This window comes from Bradyrhizobium sp. LMTR 3 (assembly GCF_001693485.1).
In the GTDB taxonomy this organism is placed as follows: Bacteria; Pseudomonadota; Alphaproteobacteria; order Rhizobiales; family Xanthobacteraceae; genus Bradyrhizobium.
Genome location: NZ_MAXC01000049.1, coordinates 374,821 through 396,870, shown reverse-complemented (window position 1 = coordinate 396,870; position 22,050 = coordinate 374,821). Strand labels below are relative to the sequence as shown.

Annotated in this window: 18 protein-coding genes and 1 pseudogene; 5 read left to right on the top strand and 14 right to left on the bottom strand. The window is 61.7% G+C overall.

Going from position 1 to position 22,050, the window contains the following annotated elements; translation table 11 throughout:
- Window positions 1-16 precede the first annotated feature (16 nt).
- Both LMTR3_RS40405 and LMTR3_RS30160 read left to right on the top strand, forming a co-directional pair.
- Window positions 17-247 carry a tripartite tricarboxylate transporter permease gene (locus tag LMTR3_RS40405; RefSeq protein WP_502686679.1) on the top strand — a complete coding sequence of 77 codons (231 nt, stop codon included), beginning with the start codon at window positions 17-19 and terminating at the stop codon, window positions 245-247.
- A gap of 365 nt (window positions 248-612) precedes the next feature.
- A protein-coding gene (locus LMTR3_RS30160) for an IS630 family transposase (protein WP_141686870.1) occupies window positions 613-1,547 on the top strand; the annotation gives its coding sequence in 2 pieces (ribosomal slippage) (window positions 613-1,402 and window positions 1,402-1,547; 936 coding nt in all).
- Window positions 1,548-1,960: 413 nt separating this feature from the next.
- Here the strand turns inward: LMTR3_RS30160 and LMTR3_RS30155 are convergent.
- Window positions 1,961-4,063 (bottom strand): hypothetical protein, encoded by a 2,103-nt coding sequence (locus tag LMTR3_RS30155; RefSeq protein WP_065748568.1) that lies wholly within the window; start codon window positions 4,061-4,063, stop codon window positions 1,961-1,963.
- A 183-nt stretch (window positions 4,064-4,246) separates the two neighbouring features.
- On the opposite strand from LMTR3_RS30155, the gene LMTR3_RS30150 reads away from it, so the two are divergent.
- Window positions 4,247-4,831 (top strand): hypothetical protein, encoded by a 585-nt coding sequence (locus tag LMTR3_RS30150; protein ID WP_065748567.1) that lies wholly within the window; start codon window positions 4,247-4,249, stop codon window positions 4,829-4,831.
- A gap of 245 nt (window positions 4,832-5,076) precedes the next feature.
- Window positions 5,077-5,583, top strand: a pseudogene (locus LMTR3_RS30145) (LysR substrate-binding domain-containing protein); the annotation flags it as partial.
- Between the two features lie 620 nt (window positions 5,584-6,203).
- On the opposite strand, the gene LMTR3_RS30140 reads toward LMTR3_RS30145, so the two are convergent.
- From LMTR3_RS30140 to LMTR3_RS30130, 3 genes are all read right to left on the bottom strand, one after another.
- A complete protein-coding gene (locus tag LMTR3_RS30140) occupies window positions 6,204-6,644 on the bottom strand; it encodes an SRPBCC family protein (protein ID WP_065748566.1) in 441 nt (146 codons plus the stop codon).
- Between the two features lie 90 nt (window positions 6,645-6,734).
- Window positions 6,735-8,183 carry a 4-hydroxyphenylacetate 3-hydroxylase family protein gene (locus tag LMTR3_RS30135; RefSeq protein ID WP_283809333.1) on the bottom strand — a complete coding sequence of 483 codons (1,449 nt, stop codon included), beginning with the start codon at window positions 8,181-8,183 and terminating at the stop codon, window positions 6,735-6,737.
- Between the two features lie 199 nt (window positions 8,184-8,382).
- The gene (locus LMTR3_RS30130; RefSeq protein ID WP_065748564.1) at window positions 8,383-9,609 is read right to left on the bottom strand and encodes an ABC transporter substrate-binding protein; all 1,227 of its coding nucleotides are present in this window, start codon (window positions 9,607-9,609) and stop codon (window positions 8,383-8,385) included.
- Between the two features lie 177 nt (window positions 9,610-9,786).
- Here LMTR3_RS30130 and LMTR3_RS30125 point away from each other — a divergent pair, with 177 nt between their 5' ends.
- Window positions 9,787-10,827, top strand: a complete 1,041-nt coding sequence (locus tag LMTR3_RS30125; RefSeq protein ID WP_084029894.1) for a winged helix-turn-helix transcriptional regulator — start codon at window positions 9,787-9,789, stop codon at window positions 10,825-10,827.
- On the opposite strand, the gene LMTR3_RS30120 is transcribed toward LMTR3_RS30125, so the two are convergent.
- From LMTR3_RS30120 to dmpG, 10 genes are all read right to left on the bottom strand, one after another.
- A complete protein-coding gene (locus LMTR3_RS30120; RefSeq protein WP_065748563.1) occupies window positions 10,824-12,368 on the bottom strand; it encodes a class I adenylate-forming enzyme family protein in 1,545 nt (514 codons plus the stop codon). The genes LMTR3_RS30125 and LMTR3_RS30120 overlap by 4 nt on opposite strands.
- 13 nt (window positions 12,369-12,381) lie before the next feature.
- Window positions 12,382-13,131, bottom strand: a complete 750-nt coding sequence (locus LMTR3_RS30115; protein WP_065748562.1) for an SDR family NAD(P)-dependent oxidoreductase — start codon at window positions 13,129-13,131, stop codon at window positions 12,382-12,384.
- On the bottom strand, window positions 13,128-15,527 hold the full coding sequence (locus LMTR3_RS30110; RefSeq protein ID WP_065748561.1) for a xanthine dehydrogenase family protein molybdopterin-binding subunit: 2,400 nt from the start codon (window positions 15,525-15,527) through the stop codon (window positions 13,128-13,130). The genes LMTR3_RS30115 and LMTR3_RS30110 overlap by 4 nt, the downstream gene beginning before the upstream one ends.
- Entirely contained in the window at window positions 15,520-16,281 is a 762-nt protein-coding gene (locus tag LMTR3_RS30105) for an N-acyl homoserine lactonase family protein (protein ID WP_065748560.1), read from the bottom strand. Before LMTR3_RS30105 ends, LMTR3_RS30110 begins: the two co-directional genes overlap by 8 nt.
- The gene (locus tag LMTR3_RS30100) at window positions 16,281-16,760 is read right to left on the bottom strand and encodes a (2Fe-2S)-binding protein (protein WP_065748559.1); all 480 of its coding nucleotides are present in this window, start codon (window positions 16,758-16,760) and stop codon (window positions 16,281-16,283) included. Before LMTR3_RS30100 ends, LMTR3_RS30105 begins: the two co-directional genes overlap by 1 nt.
- A 4-nt stretch (window positions 16,761-16,764) precedes the next feature.
- Entirely contained in the window at window positions 16,765-17,574 is an 810-nt protein-coding gene (locus tag LMTR3_RS30095; RefSeq protein WP_141686869.1) for an FAD binding domain-containing protein, read from the bottom strand.
- A gap of 95 nt (window positions 17,575-17,669) precedes the next feature.
- Window positions 17,670-18,488, bottom strand: a complete 819-nt coding sequence (locus LMTR3_RS30090; protein WP_349643828.1) for an enoyl-CoA hydratase-related protein — start codon at window positions 18,486-18,488, stop codon at window positions 17,670-17,672.
- A gap of 395 nt (window positions 18,489-18,883) precedes the next feature.
- Window positions 18,884-19,690, bottom strand: a complete 807-nt coding sequence (locus LMTR3_RS30085) for a transporter substrate-binding domain-containing protein (protein ID WP_065748556.1) — start codon at window positions 19,688-19,690, stop codon at window positions 18,884-18,886.
- A gap of 190 nt (window positions 19,691-19,880) precedes the next feature.
- On the bottom strand, window positions 19,881-20,891 hold the full coding sequence (locus LMTR3_RS30080) for an alpha/beta hydrolase family protein (protein ID WP_210184737.1): 1,011 nt from the start codon (window positions 20,889-20,891) through the stop codon (window positions 19,881-19,883).
- A 118-nt stretch (window positions 20,892-21,009) separates the two neighbouring features.
- Window positions 21,010-22,038: a 4-hydroxy-2-oxovalerate aldolase gene (gene dmpG / locus LMTR3_RS30075; RefSeq protein WP_065748554.1), complete on the bottom strand. Its 1,029-nt coding sequence runs from the start codon at window positions 22,036-22,038 to the stop codon at window positions 21,010-21,012.
- Window positions 22,039-22,050: the final 12 nt, after the last annotated feature.

Below are 22,050 nucleotides of genomic sequence, written 5' to 3'. Positions count from 1 at the left end.
AAACCCGCCTTGGCGAATATTCTCTGGTACGTGCTCTTATGCACGCCAAAGATGTTCATTTGCAGAATGCTCTGTAAAGAGGTATTTCGGTCGCAGGGAGCAGTGCGGAGCAGATGCGCCCCACAATATTCAGCCCGGGCCCCACGTAATTACCGGCAATCCCGATCTCTTCTGGAGCCTGATCGCCTCGATGTGGATCGGCAATCTGATGCTCGTCATCCTCAACCTGCCGCTCATCGGCATCTAGGTGAGGCTGCTCCGCATCCCCTACCGGATGCCCTATCCGGCGATCTTCCTCTTCTGCTGCATCGGCGTCTAGTCCGTGCGAGATTCCACGTTCAACGTGCCCCTCACGGCACTCTTCGGCATTGCCGACTATGTCTTCCCCAAGCTCGACTGCCCGGTGGCGAAGAGAGCCTTTGTCGTCCACTCACCTGCCCTGCCCCAGAGGATCGGCTCACATTGGCCTTCGCAAGATTTTGTTTGATCTCTCGGTGCACACGTCGTGCACACGCAGCCCTCTAAAGCGTGTTCTCTTTTTCTGGGATCGGGATTCCCAGCGGGAGCGAATTCTGATTCAAGCTCCATGCTGGGGAACGGAGGCCAGCATGGATGACGCGACCTTTTTCGGAAGACATTCGCGAGCGCGCTCTGGCGCGGGCGGATGCGGGCGAAACGGTTCGTTCGATCGCAGAGGCGCTTCAGATCAGCCCCTCGTGTGTGACGAAGTGGAAGAACCTCAGGCGTGAGACCGGAGGCGTGTCGCCCCGCAAGATCGGTAATCACAAAAAGCAGATTCTGTCCGGCGCCAATGCCGACTGGCTGCGCAAGCGCATTCGCTCGGGTCCATTCACCTTGCGCAAGCTGACGCAGGAGCTGGCCGCACGCGGGATCAAGACAGACGTGCGAGCGGTGTGGACCTTTGTTCACTCCGAGGGGCTGAGCTTCAAAAAAACACTTCGGCCGGCCGAGCAGGACCGTCCCGACGTCGCCCGTAAACGGCAGCGCTGGAAGGCCCATCAGGGCAGGATCGACGCGTCCCGCCTGGTCTTTATCGACGAGACCTGGGTCAAAACCAACATGGCGCCGCTGCGCGGTTGGGGCCCTTGCGGTCAGCGCCTCGAGGCCTCGGCGCCCTTCGGCCATTGGAAGACCACGACCTTCATTGCCGCGCTGCGCTATGACCGGATCAGCGCGCCATGGGTCATCGATGGACCCATGAACGGAGACACGCTCTATGCCGAGAAGGTGCTCGCGCCAACCCTGGCAAAGGGCGACGTCGTGATCCTCGACAACCTCGGCAGTCACAAGGGCAAGGCTGCCCGCAACGCTATCCATGCCACCGGAGCGCGTCTGTTCTTCCTGCCGCCCTACAGTCCCGACCTCAATCCGATCGAGCAGGTTTCGCCAAACTCAAACACCTGATGCGAGCCGCAGAGCCACGCGACGTTGAGGCAACATGGCGCAAGGTCGGCGAGCTCCTCGATCTCTTCTCCGAGCAAGAGTGCGCCAACTACTTCAAAAACTCAGGCTATGTTTCCGTATAAAAACGTCATGCTCTAACAGCGCATACGGAACGGACACGCCACGGTTTTGGACTTGGCGAGCGATGGCCCATGATCGACAACAACGCCACCGGGCGACTAGCGAAGGCAAATTGCCGTCGCGCCAGCGCGCCTTGGTCCCGGCGATTCGTTTTCGGTCGGCAGTCGCTGCCAGGGGAGGGCCATCATGCTGTTTCGCACAGCATATGGTTGCGGGGTAGCACTCGATTGCTTGATTGGTCCAAGGGCAATCTCACGGTTCGAGGGCCCTGCTCATCGGCCTAATGATTTGGCTACCGGCCTACGCGAAGGGATGGTGCTGGCTTCGCTCAATTCAGCATCCCCATCCCCATCATCGAGAGGCGCGCCCTCCTCGATCCAGACATTCATGGCCGAAATACTGCGGATCATCGCCCTTAGAAAAGCTTCTTAAAGGCTCCGATGGGATCCTTGACGATCTGTCCGGGGGTACTCCGCTCGAAGGACTCGACCGGCTTTTCTACCCATCCCTGTACTTTTTCCGGCGATGTCTCGTGCTGCAAGCGGTCAAGTTGACGCCCCGCCTCTCCCCGCTTGAATGAGTCTCCCGGGTTGTCGATCCATCCCTTGATCTTCTCAGGCGACACCTCACCGGGCAAACGCTTTGCCGCGTCCAAAGCAGCCTCGGGTAGCTTTCCAAGCACTACAAGCAGGCGCACGAGGTCGTTACTCTCGCCGAACTCGAGATCGCCCAAAAGGAGCGCGAATTCCGAAGATCCCGGGCAAGTTCCAGCTGCGACGACACCTTTCAGGGTCTTCGAGCTTGCAGCCGATATTTTGTCGGCCTGCTCACGCGTGCTTCGCTCGGCGGCAGAAAGCCGTTGGTCCTGATCCGAACCATCTCCTTGAAGCACGACAGGTGTCGTCTCGAGGCTGACGGCAAGTTCGAGACCTTCGGGGTTGCTACCGAACCGGCTCGGTCTCATGTTCATGACGAACGCCGGGTAACGCGGTGAGATCGACCAGTTTCCAATGGTTCGTGTTGGCGTCCGCACAAAAAATGGTCGCCGATCAAGTACGAGGACGGGCGGAAGTGGCCCGACCGGCGAAGAGATGCGGCCACCAACGGATGGCACTTTTGTCCAGCCAAAATCGGTCTTCAGGACGCCATCTGTACGTATATCTGCCCGCACAGTCGAACAGCTGTCGGTAAACTGGACGGCAGCGATACTCTGCTCGCCAGTGCCCAAAAGGACGGGCTTTGCTCCCGCCGTCAACGAACCATTTCCCTGACCGACCAACCCGACCGACGTACGCACCACCCCGCTGGCAATCACGTCTATATTCAGCTGCACTTTTGCTTCAGCGCTCATGGCCGCAGTAAGCGGGAGCTTTAAGCCGTTGTCGTCCCAGGATGCCTGGCCAAAGTTGAAGTCCACAGAGCCGGAACCGCTGTTGTTGTCGAGCAGACCCGCCTGCACTCCGATATTACCTAGCACGCCAAGGCTCTGGCGGCGCCCGGCCAGATGGCCGTTCTGGCCCGTAGTCACAAACGTGACGCGACGTTTCGACGGCTCAAGATTCCGGAGCTTTTCTGCCAACGATAAAAAACTGGACTTCCCGATGTAGAGCTCAGCGCCACCGCTCGGAAGCGACACTCGCTGGAGTTTTGTCGACACGGAAGTCTCAAGTTCGGCGATGGCCTTCGGTAGGTCTGTCGGAACGGCCGTCGCTTGCTTGGGTTCGGGCTCCAGCAGTTGCTTTTCGTCCATCCTCGCCAAGAGCCAAATGCCATCCTTCGTAAATACGAGGCCTGGATACGCCAGACGTTCCTCGACCGTCCCTCGTTCCATGCTTGCGGTGTACGACACACTGCCCTCACCTCCGTTCACCGGAACCGTTTGTTGCTTTTCGAAGCCCAAGGGAACACTGAGCTGGTCAGGCAACCGTAGACGGATCTCCAGCGAATGCGGATCCGCAAACAACACGAGAAGATCTGGTAGCAGCGTTGTCAGGAAGCTCCGCTCTGCATTGTCGGAGCGCGCGCTCGATGAGAACTCGATTGGCTCTATGCGCAACGACAGGACCGGTGACGCATTGGGTGCCGACTTTGCGACCCCCTGATACGTAACGTTAGCGGTCGCCTTGAGTGGTAGTGAGAAGCCTGAATGGGCGGCCACGAGATCGAGTTCCGCGCCCAGCGCGCCGTTTCTGGGCTTGAGACGAACGCTAGTCACCGTCACCGTGACGTTGGCCAGAACCCCTTGGCCACCATATCTTGCGGTCAGCCCGTTGACCTGATCGAGCACGGAGTTGAGCGTCTGAACATCAAGAAACAGACCTGCATTCCAAGCCGCCGGCACAGGTCCGGCCGAGAGCGTCTGAGACGTCAGGTCGAGTGACCGCCAGTAGGAAAGCATTCGCTCATGCTCGGCGATCCGGACAACGCCGGCCGAAGCGCCTTGCTCGGACCGGGTCATTAAGCCGGCGGCGCCAATGACCGCAGCTGCGAGCCCGACCACGAGAATTCGATGCTTCATGCTCGTGCGCCCTTCGCTTCGGACGGCTCGGTTGCCGTTCGGAGCAACCCGCCTATGATAGCAGGCGCAGACGATGATTGTTTGTGAGACAGTTCACAGTTCGAGGGAATTTCGCCTGGGGAAAACCCCGCAAGGACTTTCTTCTGGATGTTATAAACAGCATCTCGCATCAGGGAGTCCGACGTGCTTTCCTATCTTACGGCAGAGAGTAGCTTTATCCGATCCTTCGGCAACCGGAGCCTTCTCTTGCTGCTGCTTTGTGCCTTCACGCGAACTGGTGAAAGCGTCGCAAAGGCCTCGATCATCGGCGTATCCGTGGACATTAACCCCGCTGTGATCGCGGCATTCGGGCCGGTGTTGGCACTTCTTCTTGTGGCATCCCTAAAGCTGGAAGCCGACAGCCTTGTTGTCGCTCGGGAGGCCGTTCTGGAGGAAGTGAGCAAATCACGACGCGGCTTCAGGGCGAGCATTTGGCTGTACATCCTCATGCTGGTCCCTACCGGCTGCGCCGCATTTTTGGCTCTGCAGTTCGTTTTGAAGCTCGTCCCCGACGCGCCGGGATGTGACGGTTGGAATTGGTGGCGACAGCTCACCGACTTCACCTACGTGCACGGTACGCCCGGGGTGTACTGCATAGGCGATCTGAAGACGGGAGTGCCGTGGATCTATCCCCCGATAGAAGCCTATCTGTTGCTCGGATGCGTGTTCGGATGTGCGTATCTTACCTACGCCATCATCCTCAGTTGGCGGATGTACCGCGGCAGGTAAGGCGACAGCTTGGATCGTGCATTGCGGCAAACTCACCGTCACACGCGCCAACTGGCGCCTTGGCGCCCAAGCACTGTGGGCGATTCTGCGCCTCCGACAAAAGCCTGTAATGCGGTGTTCCGCGATTGGTGGCGTAGGCGTTTGCCGTCCGAAGGCGAAGGCCGCACGTTCGGATCGTGTCGGGCGCGCCATCGCTCTTGATGGCAATGCGCAAGGACCTTTTCTTCGAATCTTCGATGTGCGACGAAGGAATCATCGACGGCGTTTCGAGCAGGGTCGCCGAGCTCGGATTCGCACTCCGGGTGACGCATCATCCGGGCATTGCGCATGAGGTGGTACATACCGGCGAAATGATCTGCGTCCTGCCGCCGAACCACCCGCTGGCCGAACGGCCGGTCGTTTCCGCGCCCGACCTCATCGGACTGCCCTTCATCGGGCTGGAGCGCGGCACGCGGTTGGGCGAAGCCGTGCGCGAGAGCTTTGCGCAGGCCGGCGCGCCGTTCCAGCCGATCGTCGAGGTGCGATACTGCAATACGGCCTGCGTGCTTGCGGCCGCCGGCGTAGGCGCGGCAGTCGTCGATCCGTTTTCACCGCGCCAAAGCGGCGGCCAAGGCATTCGGCCTTTCACGCCCAAGACAGTGGCCGTGGCCTATATGCTGTGGTCTGAGGCGGAGCCGCTATCGCGCCTGGCCAAGGCGTTCCTGCATGAAGTCCGGCAGGCGAGCCGCTCCCTGGACCAGGATGTCTCTTGAGCGTTGCGCACGGCAATCGCCGACAAACGAGATCAGCTTCTTGGTCGCAGGTGGCTATTCCGCTCTTGTCAATTCGATCGTGTCGCGCCCCGACGTCCACGTCACGCCTTGAAGCGACTGCTCAGATTTGCCCTCGATGGATTTTCCTGGATCTCTCGGTGCACACGTCGTGCACACGCCGCCTACTAACGAATTGAAAAACCTGAACTCTCGCTCCAATCCATCATGGGTGCAATGCAAAATAGGTGCGATAACATATTGATGTTATTTCGCTTTATCATCTCAACCGGAATAGCTGATTTTTGGGCCGACAGAAATTCAAAGCTGACTATTGGGGCATTTTCCTTTCATTTCAAGTTCTTAAGTCGATCGCAGTTCGTCCCTCAATGACGCCGCGCCTTCTCGGTACAGCACTGCAGTACCGAATGAGCTCATGCAGTACCGCGCTAGTTCCGACCTCTTTACCAATCCCGTTGCAAAGTAACGTGGCTCGCTGGCTACGCCTAGGATCGAACACGTGCCATCGTAGTTTTGGCGGCGATAGAGCAAGGAAACCTGCGGGCGGCGATCCCGAGGTTGACGTTTGCTCGCAAATGCAGATCGGACGTCCGTCCACCGGCCTAAAGGACTTTCGCGAAGCTGGCGAAGAACTCGTCGGCCAATTTCTTGGCCGTGCCGTTGATCAGCCGCTGGCCGAGCTGCGCCAGTTTGCCGCCGATTTGCGCCTCGACCTGATAGCTCAGCAGCGTACCGCCTTCCTTTTCGGCCAGGTCGACTTTTGCCCCGCCCTTCGCGAAGCCCGCGACGCCGCCCTCGCCTTCCCCCGAGATCTTGTAGCCGTTGGGGGGATCGAGGTCGCTCAGCGTGACTTTGCCTTTGAACCGTGCCGACACCGGGCCGACCTTCATCTTGGCGATCGCACGAAAACCTTGGTCATCGGTCTTCTCGAGTTCCTCGCAACCAGGAATGCAGGCCTTGAGCACGGCCGGATCATTTAACTTGGCCCACACCGCCTCGCGGGGTGCAGCGAGTTGGATTTCGCCGGTCATCGTCATCGCCATAGGTGTCTCCGTAAGGTAGTTGGGGTGTGCCGCGATTCGAACGCAGCTGCTGATCTCGAACTCGCGGTCGCATCGGTGCGCGGGTCCGTCCTAGTGGTTTCGGACTGGTGCGAACACCCGCGCCATATAGGACGCAAGGTCGCCCGCGATCTCCTCGCGCGAGGCAGAATCGATGCCGGCGAGCGTCTTGGCCAATTCCTTCTTGAACTCGATCTGCATCGAGCGGGCGATCTGGATCCGCTGCGCTTGCGGCGACCCCGCTCCGTGCATGGACTCGGTCAGATATCCGACAGCGTTGCGTCCGAGCGTCATGTTCTCGACGAGGCGCAGAATGCGGATCCTGTGCTCCGTGGGGATTTCTGCTCGCCCTTTCAGGTATTTTTCGATCATTGGTCCGATCGTCTCGTGCCGCAGTTCGCGCTCCGACGGCAACGTCACCATCAGGCCGCCGGCAAGGTCCTGGGCCAGCCGTCCGATCTCATACGGCAATCGCGTGACATGGTGCTTGCACACATTGGCGAGCATCTCGTCGGGCAAGTAGGTGCCCGATTTCATCTCCATGCCTTGGTGGCTCGCGGCAATGCCTGTCCCGTAGATTGTTTCGTTGAGGTGGGTCATTTCGACGAGCTTGTCCCGCACATGGGAGGCACGCTCGACACCGTTGTAATCGGCAACGGTCGCCGCGGCGCCGATCAGGACGTCGCCGACGCCTGTTTTACACACGTAGCTGCGACGGTGGTAGCACGTGAAACGCTCGACCAAAGTGGATGCAAATTCCACCTCGCCGTCCATGAAGACGTGTTCGCTGGGAATGAATACGTTTTCAAATACGATCATCGCTTCCTGGCCTGCGAACCGTGCGTTGCCCGCATCGATCTCACCGCCTTCAGCGCTCCTGGTGTCGCACGATTGTCGGCCGTAGATGTAGGTAATGCCCTTGGCATCGACCGGCAGGACGCCGACGATGGCGTAGTCCTTGTCGGCGGCCTCCAGCCTCATAGTCGGCATCACGATGAGCCAGTGCGAATTCAGGCAGCCAGTCTGGTGAGCCTTCGCGCCGGTGATGTAGACCCCGTGCTGGGTGCGGCGCGTGACGCGCACGAAGAAGTCAGGGTCCGCCTGCTGGGAAGGAGACTTGCCGCGATCGCCCTTCACGTCGGTCATCGCGCCGCCGATCATCAGGTTCGCGCGCTGGATCCGGGCGAGGAAGTCCTTGAACCGGTCGTGGTAGTCGGTACCGTTCGTCCGATCCAGATCGAAAGTCACGGAATGGAGCGCATTCAGCGCATCCATGCCGACGCAGCGCTGGAAGCAAGTTCCCGTGAGCTGTCCGAGGCGGCGCTGCATCTTGTTCTGCATGACGAGATCGGCGGGGCTCGTCGCGATATGGAGGAAACGATTGATGCGCTCGCCGGTCAGGGGCGACATCGCGGAAGCAAGCTCAGGGTTGCTGTTCGCGAGATCGTATGTCTCTGCGACCGCGTTGATTGAAGGTCTGATGACCGGATGGTCGACCGGCTCGGCGACCAACTCGCCCATCAGGTAGACCTTCAGATTCCGGCCTCTCAAGCTCTCGATATATTCAGCCCCCGACCTGATCGGATGCGCCGACAGCGTGGCATTGCTGCTTGCAGCAAGTTCTTGATCCATCTTTGAATGCCTCCGCGCCCACCGTCCGGGGTGGGCGCAAATCACAGGGCTGCATGGCGAGGGCTCGGAGCCGCCCTCGAGGCCGATGTCAGTCCTTCTTGACCAACGGGCAGGCGCTGTCCTTGAGCGGACGGAACGCCTGGTCACCTGGGATTACCTCGCGAAGCTTGTAGTAATCCCATTCGCCCTTCGACTCCGACGGCTTCTTGACCTCGTAAACATACATGTCATGCACCATGCGGCCGTCTTCACGGATTCGGCCGTTCTTGGCAAAGAAGTCGTTGATCGGAAGCTCTCGCATCTTGCTCATGACGGCCTTAGCCTCGTCAGTTCCGGCTGCCTTGACGGCTGCGAGATAATGCATCGTCGAGGAATAATCGCCGGCATCTCCCATGTGCGGCACGCGTTTCATCCGCTCATAGAAACGCTTGGACCATGCGCGCGCCTCGTCGTCACGGTCCCAGTAGAATGCGTTCGTCAGCACCAATCCCTGCGCGAGATCAAGCCCCATACTCTTGATGTCGGTGATCCAGACCAGCAACCCCGCTAGTTCCTGCCCACCCTTCAGGATGCCGAACTCCTGAGCAGACTTCACCGCGTTCACCAGCACCGTTCCCGAGCCGGCAAGCGCGACGACCTTCGCTTTCGAGGCCTGGGCCTTCAGCAGAAACGACGACTGGTCGAAGGTTTCCGGCGGATAGCGCGTCGAACCGATGACCTCTCCGCCAAGCGACTTGACGACGGCGGTGGTATCGGCCTCGAGCGCATGTCCGAACGCGTAGTCGGCGGTGAGGAAGTACCAGCTCTTCAAGCCGGCCTTCAGCATCGCCGAGCCAGTTCCCTTGGCGAGGGCGTAAGTGTCATACGCGTAATGGATGCTGTTGGGGGTGCAGGCGTCGTTGGTCAAACGGGACGAGCCGGAGCCGTTGATGATGGCAATTCGGTTCTTTTCCTTTGCGAGCTGGGACACGCCAAGCGCGATCGAGGAATTGATCAGGTTCGCGATCATGTCGACCTTTTCGACATCATAAAACCTGCGCGCCAACGTCGAGGCCGTGTCCGGCTTGTTTTGGTGGTCTGCGACGACAACCTGGATCGGCTTGCCCAGCACCTTGCCGCCGAAATCCTCGACGGCCATCTTGATCGCCGTGACCGAACCTTCGCCGGACTCGTGAGAGAATTGCCCGGACATGTCGGTCAACACGCCGATCTTCACGACGTCGTCGGAGACAGCGGCGGTCTGTGCGCCCGCATGATTGACGAAGAGAGCCGCCGCAGCTGCGGCGATCAGAGTCTGATGTATTCCAGCTTTCATGGCTTCCCTCCCGGGAGGTTGGACGCGGTTCGATCCCGCCCTTGTTACATGCATAACTAGACTTTTGTTACATGCATAACTAGACTTATATTTTCTGGGAGTCAATTGCGATGATGTGTTAAACGAGCGCAACTTCGAAACGGCCTGCGACCAGGCCACGCAAAGAGACCGTCCGAGATGCCCGCCACCGCCAAGGTCCAGACAGCGAAGCCACCGGCCAGATCGGCTCCGAGGCCGGTCGTGACACAGTCGGGCGTGGTGCGACGCGAACGGAACTGCTCGGTCGCTCGGACGCTCGACATCGTTTCGGACGCGTGGGCATTCCTGATCATTCGCGAAGCGTTCTTCGGGACACAGACGTTCGAGGCCTTCCGTTCGGCGCTCGGCATTCCGCGGGCGACGCTTACGAATCGTCTGAAGAAGCTGACGCAGCTCGCCATCTTCCGTCAGGTCGCGACCGGCTCCTCGCAGCGCAAGGAATATCGACTGACCAAGATGGGGTTCGATCTCTACCCGAGCTTCATCGCCCTGATGCAGTTCGGCGACCGCTGGCTTGCCAGTGGGAAGCCGGCTCCCCTGACGCTGGTTCACATTCGTTGCGGCTGCGACAGCCACCCTTTCGTCGCGTGCTCCCACTGCGGTGAACGCGTCGGCGCCCGGGACGTGAAGTACCGGGACGGACCAGGTGCCGGTCGCCATTCCGCGAAGGCTGGCCGCAATACCCGACGGGCCTCCGACGGAAGCCGCTTCCTGTTGGGGCGTCCAAGTTCAGTCTCGCGCGCCCTGCAGATCATCGGTGACAAATGGAGTTTTATGGTCGTTCGCGAGGGCTTCTTCGGCAATCGGCGCTACGACAAGATCCTGACCGAGCTTGAGATTGCCCCGAACATCCTGACCGACCGGCTGTCCCGCCTCGTCGCGAACGGTGTGTTCAATCGGCGGCAATATCAGAGTTCACCTGACCGCTACGAATATCTCCTTACCGACATGGGACGTGATCTCTACGGTCCCTTCATCGCCATGCTGCGATGGGGTGATCGCTGGCTTTCCAAGGGAAAGCCCCCTCTCCTGCTCAAGCATCTCCCCTGCGGACACGATTTTCACGCGGAAGTCGTTTGCGACCGTTGCAAAGAGCCGATCGTCGCCGCCGACATGCGTTACAAGCTCGCCTACGATCCCAAGTCCTTCGGGGCCCTGGGCCCCCGCTCCGTCACCTAGGACGCTTGGTTCAACGCCTCGATCAGCTTGAAGCGCATGATCTTTCCCGACCCCGTGCGCGGGATTTCCGGAACGAAGTGGGTGGCCTCGGGAATCTTGTAAGACGACAGATTTGCCCTGCAGTGATCCATCAACGCGTTCAAGTCCAACTCGTCGCGCTTGGCCACGACGAAGAGGCACGGCACCTCGCCGAGCGTGGCGTGCCTGATGCCGACCACCGCGCAATCGCTCACGTGCGGGTGCCGGATGACGACTTCCTCGATCTCGGCGGGCGCGATGTTCTGGCCGCCGCGGATTATCAGCTCCTTGATGCGTCCGGTGATCGTCAGGTAGCCGGATGGGTCCGACTTCGCGAGATCGCCCGTGTGGTACCACCCCTTCCGCAGTGCCGCCGCGGTCTCCTGGGGCTTGTTGTGATAGCCCTTCATCAGGTTCGGCCCGCGCACGATCAGTTCCCCCTCTTCGCCGAAGGGAACGTCCTCCAGCGACGACGGATCGACGATACGCACGGCGAGGCCCGGCACCGGGAGACCACACGAACCGATCGGCCGCTCGCCGCGGAGCCAATTCATGGTGACCATCGTTGAGGTCTCGGTGATACCGTAACCGTCGAGCAGCGGCATCTTGAACCGCTCCTCGAACGCCCGATTCAAAGTCGCCGGCATGATCGCGCCGGCGGAGATGCATAGTCGGAGATTCCCGAGCCGCTCGATGCCGCTCTCCTGGGCCTTGTGCAGCAGGTAGTGGAACATGGTCGGCACGCCGGGGAAGACGGTGTACTTTCCGGACTGCAAGAGCTCCAGCGCCTGCTGCGGCGAGAACTTCTCCATGACGTGTTCGCTCGCACCGATGGCGAGAACGCTGAGTACCGAAAGGTTCAGGCCATAGGAGTGGAAGAGCGGCAGCGGCGAAAGAATGACATCCTTCGAACTCAACTCGCCGATCGGCGACCAGCAGGCTGCTGCGATCCACAACATACCGCGCAGCGACAGCAGGACGCCCTTGGCGCGACCGGTGGTTCCGGACGTGTAGATGATGAAAGAGGTGCTATCGATATCGTCCGGATCCAGCGGCGTGGCGCTGGCGCCGCTGGCTAGGTCGGCCATAGACAAGCCGTCATGCTGTGCTTCCCGGCCGGCATAGATCATCTCGGGCGAGATTCCGGCGCCGAGCGATATCTTTGCGATCAGATCCTTCCTGGCAGGCGTCGTGATCACGATCCCGCAGCATGCGTCAGTCAATCGGTAGCTGATCTCGCCGTCCGCCGCGTCGAAGCTGATGGGAACGATCACGGCGCCCGCCCGCAGGCCGGCGATGCACGCTTCGATCCAGTCCACTCCGTTCGGCAGATAGATGGCGATCCGGTCTCCCTCGCGGACGCCCGCCTTCGCCAGATTGGCGGCGATCGCGGCGGTATTCCCGGCGAGTTCGGCGTAGGTTATCGCGCGCGAGGCATCCCAATACGCAACTTGCTCCGGCCGTTCCTTCGCATGCCGATCAAGGAGCTTTCCGATCGGCGCAATCAAGTCTACGTGCAGCATCGCTGGCCTCCCGTCAGATCATGCTGAATCCGCCGCTGATGCTGATCGTCTGCCCGGTGATCCAGCTTCCAGCATCGGAGGCGAGCAGCGCCACCATCGGCGCGACGTCGGAGGGCTGGCCCAGACGCCGGATTGCGTAGGTCTTGACCAGCTTCTCGCGGTTGGTCTCGACCCAGGCCTTGTCGTGCGCGGTCTCGATCAGGCCGAGCGAAATCGAATTGGCTGTCACGCCCGAACGGCCCCATTCCCGCGCGAGCGACTTCATCAGCGCGATGGTGCCAGCGCGCGCCGCCGCGGCAAGCGCCAACCCGGATTCACCGACGCGCGAAGAGTCTCCCATGATCGAGATGATGCGGCCGCGGCCCGAGGCCTCCAGCAGTGGGCCGGCGCTGTGGCAGCAATTGAGGGCGCCGTACAGGCAGGTATCGATCTGCTTGCGCCAATCCTCCGTGCTGCTTTCGCTGAAGCGCTTCCGGAACACCAGGCCGGCGTTGTTGACGAGGATGTCGAGCCCGCCGAAGTCGCCCTGGACGTTCGCGACCAGTTGCTTGACGATTCCGGTATCCGAAATGTCGGCCTGATACGCTTTCGCCTTGCCTCCGGCCTTCTGGATCTCGGCGGCCACGGCTTCGGCCTCCGCCTTCGAGCCGTGATAGTTCACCGCCACCGTCGCGCCGGCGGCGGCGAGCGCTTTGGAGATAGCGGCGCCGACGTCCCGCCCACCACCCGTGACGAGGGCAACGCGTCCCTGAAGATCGATCATTCGGATTTTTCCTTTGCTTTGAGTTTGGCTTGCTCGATGAGCCTGAAGATGCGCTCCGGAGTCATCGGTAGAAGATTGACGTCGATGTCGAAGGGCGACAGCGCGTCCGCGATCGCGTTGGCGATCGCCGCCGGTGCGCCGATCGTGCCCCCCTCGCCCATGCCGCGGAAGCCACCAGCCACAGCGGATTCGCTCTCGATATGCACGACGTCCATGTCAGGGACTTCGGGAGCCGAGGGAATCACGTAGTCGACGAGACTTGCGCTCAGAAGCTGACCGTCCTCGTCGTAGACGAGTTCTTCGAAGAGCGCCGCGCCGATTCCCTGCGCCACGCCGCCATGGACCTGGCCATCGACGATCATGGGATTGATTATTTGGCCGCAGTCTTCGGCGACTACGTATTTTTGAATCTTCACGAAGCAGGTCGCCGGATCGACCTCCACTGCGGCGATGTGGGTAGCGGCAGCGGTGGTGCCGTTGATCGGGTCGTAGGTGTAGCTCGCGCTCAATTCCTCGCGGGCGTCGACCGGCAGCGTTTTCATGTCGGAATAGACCGCCTTCGCGACCTGCCTGAACGTAACGGCACGGTCCGTGCCGATGACGATCGCCTTCCCGCCGGAAACCTCGATGTCGTCGTGGCTCGCCTCCAAAAGGTGCGAGGCGACGCGCTTGATCTTGTCCCGCAGCAGCGCCGATGCGTGCTTCGCTGCGCCTCCGCCAAGCACCGCGCTGCGGCTCGCATAGGTACCGGTCGACATCGGTACCGCATCGCTGTCGCCCTGGATGACGCGGATGTCCGCGAAGTTTGCGCCGAGATCGTCGGCAATGATCTGGGCCAGCGTTGTTTCGAGCCCTTGGCCATGGGAGGCGACCCCGAAAGCCGCGGTGATGGCGCCGGTCGAGTCGATGAAGATTTTTGCCGTTTCCGAACCGGTATTGATCGGCATCCCCGGGGCGACTGCGATGCGCGACCCGATGCCGGTCAGTTCGGCGTAGCTCGCGATGCCGATCCCGAACAGCCGCCCGTCCGAGCGCGCTTCAGCCTGCCGGACGCGAAGCTGTTCGTAACCGCAGGCTGCGCCGGCCGTGTCGAGACACTCAACGAAGCCGGTCTTATCCCAGATGATCCCGGAGGCGATCCGATACGGGAATTCCTCTGCGCAAACGAGATTGCGACGGCGGATCTCCATGGGATCGAGACCGAGCGCCTTCGCTCCAAGATCCATCAATCGTTCCGCGACGAAAGTCGAGATCGGTCGGCCCACCCCGCGGTACGGCCCCGTGGGCGGCTTGCAGGTGGCGACGCCCCGCACGGCGCCGCGATAGGACCTGATCTTGTAGGGACCAGGAAGAAAGCTGACGACCTGGACCGGCTCGAGACCGCAGGTCCAGGGATAGATCGAATAGGCTCCAACATCTCCGAGGACGTCGGCCTGCAGGGCGACGGCGACGCCGTTCTCGTCGAATCCCATCTCGGCATCGACGATCTCGGCGAATGCCTGACTGCTGCTGCTGACGTCCTCCAGGCGGTCCGCGGTCCATTTGAGCGAGCGCCCGAGCTTGCGGGCCGCGATGCAGATCAGCAGTTCCTCTGGGTAGAGCGAGCCCTTCGATCCAAAACTGCCGCCCACGTCGGGCGCGACCACCCGCAAGCGGCTGCCGGGAAGGCCGAGGGACTCGGAAATCGCGTCGCGGACGATGCCGGGGATGTTCGAGGACGTGTATAGCGTGATGGCGCCACGTCTGACGTCGTACTCCGCGGTGTAGCTGCGGGGTTCCATCGCGAGCGGCGCCTTACGGGTCATCTCGAAGCGGCCGCTGACCCGGACAGCCGCGCTCTTCAGGTCCGCCTCGACGTCACCTTTCTTGAACTCGCGCGCAATCAGCACGTTTGTGCCCGCCTCTTCGTGCAGCAGCGGAGCGTCCTGCGCGACCGCCAGCTCGCTGCGCGACACAGTCCCGAGCGGCTCGAACTCGATCTCGATGAGCTCGAGCGCGTCTTCCGCGAGGTATCGCGAAGTGGCGACGACAGCGACGATGGCTTCGCCGACATAGCGAACCTTCCCGGAAGCCAGCGGCATGATCGGCGTCGCGTAATAATTGGCCATCCGCGAGAACGGAATCACCGGCTTAAAATCTTCGGCGATGTCCTCCGCCGTAAACACGGCGAAGACACCCGGCGCCGTCTGCGCCGCCGCCGTGTCGATGCGCGTCAGCCGCGCATGAGGCTGTTCGCTTCGGCGGAAGGCGATATGTAACGGCCGATCCGGCTTGCGGTCCGCGGCATATTCGCCGCTCCCGGTCAGAAGCCGCGGATCCTCCGTGCGCTTGATCGGGGCGCCGACGTGCCGAGGGCGCAGCACGTCCGCCGGCTGGGCGGAGCTATCCTTACTCATAGCCCTCGTTTCCCTTGCGCAGGCTCTGCCATTGCTGGTCGTCATGGCCGCAGATGATAGTCGCTCCGGACTTCTCTATCCGCCTCACCTCCTCGAACGACTTCAGCAGCGCGTCCACATTCCAGGTGTTGCGCGGCGCGATATCGGTATCGAGGCTTTGCCGGATGCTGATTGCGTCCGAAGCGAGCAGGAAGGGACCGTCGCGGTTAAGGCTGACCAGCGCGCCGAGCGAACCGGGTGTGTGACCCGGCAGCGGCACCAGGACGACGCTGGCATCGCCGAACAGGTCTTTCTCACCATGCACAGTTTCAATGGGCTGCCCGGTTTGCCAATCCGCGCGGAGGTAGCCAGCGGCTTCCGCGCCCGGAGCGTTCGCGGCCTCGACCTCCTTGGCGTGAGCCAGGATCGTCGCCTTCTTGAAGAACTGGTTGCAGCCGCAATGGTCTGGATGGAAATGGGAGTTCACGACGATATCGATGTCGTCGGGCCCAAGTCCCACGCAGGCCAGACTGGGCAGCAACGTCTCGTCCGCCCTCATGAGCGGCTTCATCACCTTCGCAAGCGGCCCCCAGCGCTCTTCGGCATGGTCGACGACCGAGGGGTGACAACCCGTATCGAACAGCACGTTGCCCTGCTTGTGCCTGATCAGGGCACTGCTCACCGGCAGGTCGATCGTCTCGCTGCGGTCCGCGCCCGGGATGTAGATGCTCTTCTTCATGCGAAGGCGCCCGCCGGCAAGGAAGTTGAGTTTCATCACACATTCTCCCGGAGGATGGCGGCGGCACTCCTGATCGCAGCCACGATGTTCTGATAGCCCGTGCAGCGGCAGAGATTTCCGGAGAGGCCTTCCCTGATCTCCTCGTCGGTCGCGAGCGGATACTTGCGGAGCAGATCCTCGCCCGTCATCAGCATGCCGGGCGTGCAAAACCCGCACTGGAGGCCGTGATGCTCGCGAAACTGAGTCTGAAGGGCGTTGAGCGCTTCCGGTGCTCCCAGTCCCTCGACCGTGGTGATCTCGCTGCCGTTGGCCTGGACGGCGAGCATGAGGCAGGACCGCACGCTGTGGCCATCCATCAGCACCGTGCACGCTCCGCAGACGCCATGTTCGCAGCCGACATGTGTCCCGGTCAGTCCGAGCGTCTCGCGCAGAAAATCGGACAACAGCAGACGCGGCTCGACGCCGGAAACGTCATGCCTCGTTCCATTCACCGTCACCGATACATTCACGGTCATCGGATCACCCTTTCGCTGCCAACGCTGTCCGCATGGCCCGCTTGGCCAGCTCGCCCAGCAGATGTTTCCTGTATTCGGCTGAGGCGTGCAGGTCGCTGTTGGGAGTGACGCTGGACGTCACCAGTTCGGAAAACCGATCAAGCATGCGGCTGTCGACCTCGATTTCACAGAGCTGTTTCTCGACGTTTTCGAGCCGCAGCGGCGTGTCGGCCACGCCCATGACCGCGACGCGCGCGTCCTCGATCCCGGATTTATCGCGTCGGATCGAAATGGCGATGCTCGCGAGCGCGAAATCGCCGAAGCGTCGCGCAACTTCTTCGAACGCCCACCCGTCGTGCTGCAGGATCGGAAATTCAATCTCCACGACGATATCCTCAGGCTCGAGGCAGTTCGTCAGAGCGTCGACGAAGAAGTCTTTCGCCATGAGCGTGCGCCGGCCTCCTGGTCCCTGCACCGTGAGACTGGCGCCGTAGAGCATGGCCATCATCGGTAGTTCGGCCGCCGGGTCGGCATGCGACAGGCTGCCGCCGATGGTCCCGCGGTTGCGAATCGCCAGATGCGCCACGTGGCGCATCGCCGCCGACATCACCGGCAGCCTGGACGCAATCAGCGGCGAGTGTTCGATCTCGCGATGCCGTGTCAGTGCGCCGATTGCCACGCTGTCGCCGCGCAATTCGATGAACGACAGGTCCTTGATGCCGTTCAGGTCGACCAGCACCGTGGGCCGCGCCATCCGGAAGTTCAGGAGCGGCAGCAGGCTTTGGCCTCCGGCGAGGACCTTTCCCTCGCCATTGGCCGCCGCGAGCGCTTCCACGGCGGCATCCAGCGTCGCCGGTGCGACATATTCAAATCTGGCAGGCTTCATCGATCTCGCCCTTCAAGGCCGTCTTCCTTCCCTGCTTGCCATTCTTATTTGCCACGAAATCGCGGCGGCCTTTTTTCCGCGAAGGCCTGTCGGCCTTCCCTGAAATCTTCGCTGTCCGAGGCTGCGTCGATCAGCCGCTGAGCAGTCGTCAGATCGAGCGCACCCGGCCCCATGGAGAGGCCGTTCAGCATGAACTTGGCGCCAGCTATCGAAAGCGGCGCATTGAGCGCCAGCCGCTCCACGAATTGCTCGGCCGCGAGTCTAGCGTCGTCGTGGATCTCGTCGATCAGGCCCATCGATTTCGCCTGCTCGGCGGAATAGCGGTCGCCCGAATACAGGATACGTTTGGCGTTGGCGATGCCGGCAAGCGCCGCCAACCGCTGGACGCTTCGAACGCCATAGACGATCGAAAGCTTGGCCGCCGGAATTCCGACGGTCGCTGCCCGATCGGCAAAACGGAAGTCGCATGCCAAAGCAAGATGGCAGCCTCCACCCAGACAATAGCCGGAAATCGCGGCAACGACCGGCTTTCCCAATTCGGCGATCGCCCCCGAGCAGGCATCGACGGCGACTTCGTATTCGGCACTCTGCTGCTTGTCGTTCCGGATCTCGTCGAATTCGGAGATGTCGGCGCCGACGCTGAAATCCTTTCCCTCGCCCGTCAGCACGACCGCACGCAGATCCCTGTCGGCGGCGAAGCGCGAGAAGACTTTCGCCAGTTCGCGCCACATCGCCAACGTGACCGCGTTCCTTACGGAGGGCCGGTTTAGGGCTACACGCGCGATGCCGTTCCGCCGCTTAATCTCGATCTCTTCCAAATGAATCCTCTCGCGCCCAACGCCCAATGGGCGAACGCTAGACATCCATCGACGCCGATGTCGGCGGGTTGCTTACCCGGCCGTTAGTCACTTGCATAAGTAGACTAATTTGACCAGGCCCGTCAAGTCGTCTCAGGATCGCGGAAGGCAGCAGGCCTAAGTCACGCTCTTCGGCCAGCCGCGCATCTCATTACGGAGCAAGCGGAAGAATCGCGAAGATCGCGAGGCGATTTGGCGAGATTATTCTCTGTTTAGGGGAAACCCGGTTTGTTCGCGGCTTCCATAACCGCTCCAATCCGCGAAACAAAACGGTAGGCCCATTCCGTGGCAATCTTGGGATCTGCAAGGTCTGGCTCCCGTTCGAAAAGTGCCAGAGGGCGAGTGGCCTACGACAGCACGGGTCAGATCGCCGAAGTTCAAGCTCCTCGGGCCAGCCGCGGTCACGGTCCCTGCGTATCGACTGGCGCAACCGTGAGCCCTTCGATGCCGCTGCGCGCGACGGAGTCCGCCAGCAAGCCGCTCGAGCGCATCTCGCCGAGTGCCGCGTTGACCAACTGAAGCCGGTCCTGGTGATCGAGTGGCACGGCCACGGCTTGCGGCACACCGTAAAAGTTGTCGTCGAGCATTCGCAGGCTAGGAACGCCGCGCGTCCCGCTGGAGAGCCGCTGTCGTCCACCCGCGAAGGCAATCACGTCCCCGTCCCGGAGCCACTGGACCGCATCTCGCAAGGTATAGTCGGGCGTCTCCCGCACCTTCGCTGCGGTCAGCCGCTGCTTCAGCCACACGCCGACGCTGTCATCGGTGTTCACCCCGATCACCTGACCGGGTCGGTCGAGCTCCTTCACGGACCGGAGCGGGGAATCGGCTCGCACAAGCGCACTCTGCTGCACCAGCATGTATGTCCGGGAGTAGAGCACGATGCCAGTGCGCTCCGGGTTCGGAGCGACAAATCCAATGTCGACCTGGCCGCTTCGGACCGCATCGAGCACGGCGGCGGCCGTCGGGAGGGGCGTGATGCTGACCGGCACATCAGCCCGGCGGCCCAACTCGCGCGCGATGTCGGCGATCGCACCCGAAATTATGCCGGTTGCCGAATCGAGGCGAGCCTGCGCGACGTTCGGACCGATATATGCAGCGCGCAGCGTGCCGCTCGGCGCCAACACTGGGTCGGCAGCCTTACCTGGACACGCGAGCAAGATCGCAATCAGCGAGAGCAAGGCGCAGCGCACGAGAAACCTCGAGCTCATCGTCGGGCACCGTGAGCGGTCTTCGTCCAGCCGCTGAGCTGCGCGAGTTCTGTGACCAGGGGCAAATTGATCATGAGTCCGGGATCTGTCTCGGGTCGGATCGATCTGCTGAAGCGACGTGATCCCAAACATTGCCATTCGAACTGCTGCTTCTAGTAGAAGCCAACATCGTCCGGTTGTGCCTTGGACATCACTTGACATTGTTCGCAATCCAATCAAGCACGAAGTCTGCCACCTGAAGGTTATTCCTGTCCTGCATCATCATGTGGGAGTTGCCCTTCATCCCCACATCAGGAAGCCGAACGAGTGTTGCCTTGTCTCCGCCCCGCTTCTTGATGCGCTCCACGACAGCCTTTCGTGCTTCGTAGCGCGGGCGACCGGTGAAGACGGGAGCGTCCAGGTGATCGCCGAACAGTTCGAGCACCGGGATGTCTCGGTAAGCTTCGATCTGAGGCTCGGTGGGGATAATTGCCTGCGCGCCTTCGATGTTGACCACAGCCTTGACCAGACGGGGCCGCATCTCGACGAGAGCATCGGCAAAGGGACCAGCGAGCGAATGCACGACGACCACGGCCGGACCGATCTTGTCGAGCAATGCTGCAAGGGCGCGCGGGGCGGTTGCCATCGCACCTCCCTCCAGCGTCGCTTCCCCGAACGGCACACCTTGCGAGCCGAAGGCGTTGAACGCCTCGGTCGAGAATTGAGTATCCGGAAACGCCGTTCCGGATGTCGGTCCGAAACGAAAGAGGGGCCACGCCAATTCGGCTGTTACCATCAGCATGTTGCCCGGCAGTGCAGCCACACTGGACTCGGCCTTTGCCTGGTTGATGGCCGTAGCGTTGAACCCCGCGCGTCCACGACCCGGCGTGTCCACGACGTAGACCGCATATCCCTTGCGCGTCAGATAGGTCGCCCAGCCCTCGCGGCCGTCCGGCGTGGTCTCGTAGCTCGCCCCCGTCAACCCGCCGCCGTGGACAAGCACGATCGGCATCGGACTGGTGAGCTGGGCCGGGATCCGATAGTGCACATACATCTGGTTGACCGTCACCGTACCGGGCCGCGAAGGACCCGCGGGAGAGGCACCCGGGTGATTGGACAGCAAGGACGTTCCGCTGACGAAGAACATGCCTTCGTCCGCCAGGTTGAGCGGGCCTCCCAGAGATTTCGCCGGCGCTCCCTGGCTCGCGGCGGAGACGGCCATGAGAACGACGCCAACCAAGAACAAAGCGCCCGATAGCTTATGCATGAACTGCCCTCCCCTTGTAATTTGATCGTCAGACGCGAGACAGCTCGATCACGCGGCCTCGCTCATCGCCGGCTCAGGCTTGGGCCTCGTGCGGAGCATCCCTCAGCAGATCCAGCGCCACGTCGATGATCATGTCCTCTTGTCCCCCGACCATCTTGCGCCTGCCCAGTTCGACCAGAATGTCGACGCTCTTCAGTCCGTATTTGTGCGCCGCAGCCTCCGCGTGCCGCAGGAAGCTCGAGTAAACGCCGGCGTAACCAAGGGCCAGAGTCTCTCGATCAACGCGCACCGGCCGGTCCTGCAGAGGCCGCACGAGCTCGTCCGCCGCATCCATCAGTGCGTAGAGGTCAGTGCCGTGATTCCAGCCCATGCGGTCAGCCACGGCGACAAATACCTCTAGCGGGGCGTTGCCCGCACCGGCGCCCATGCCGGCCAGGCTGGCATCGATGCGGTCGCAGCCTTCCTCCACGGCGACGATCGAGTTCGCGACGCCGAGACTAAGATTGTGATGGGCGTGCATGCCCGTCTGCGTCTCGGGTTTCAGCACGTCCTTGAAGGCCCGGAAGCGGTCCCGCACGTCGTTCATCTTGAGCGCTCCGCCCGAGTCGACGACGTAGACGCAATTTGCACCATAGCTCTCCATCAGCCTGGCCTGCTCGGCTAGCTTTCGAGGCGTCGCCATGTGGCTCATCATCAGGAAGCCAACCGGATCCATGCCCAGTTCGCGCGCGTATTCGAGATGCTGGCGCGAGACATCCGCTTCAGTGCAGTGCGTGGCCACGCGCACGACGCGAGCGCCCGCGCGATAGGCCTGGCGCAGATCGTGCGTGGTGCCGATGCCGGGCAGCAGCAGCGTGGCGACTTTCGCGCTCTTTACGGTCTCGGCGACGGCCGATATCCACTCCACGTCGGTGTGCGCACCGAATCCGTAGTTGAAGCTGGACCCTTCCAGACCGTCGCCATGCGCTACCTCGATGCTGTCGACGCCGGCTGCATCCAGCGCCGCCGAGATCGCCTTGACCTGGTCGATGCTGTACTGATGGCGAACCGCGTGGCTGCCATCGCGCAGCGTCACATCAGAGATGTATAGCTTTTTGCTCATGCCGATATTCCC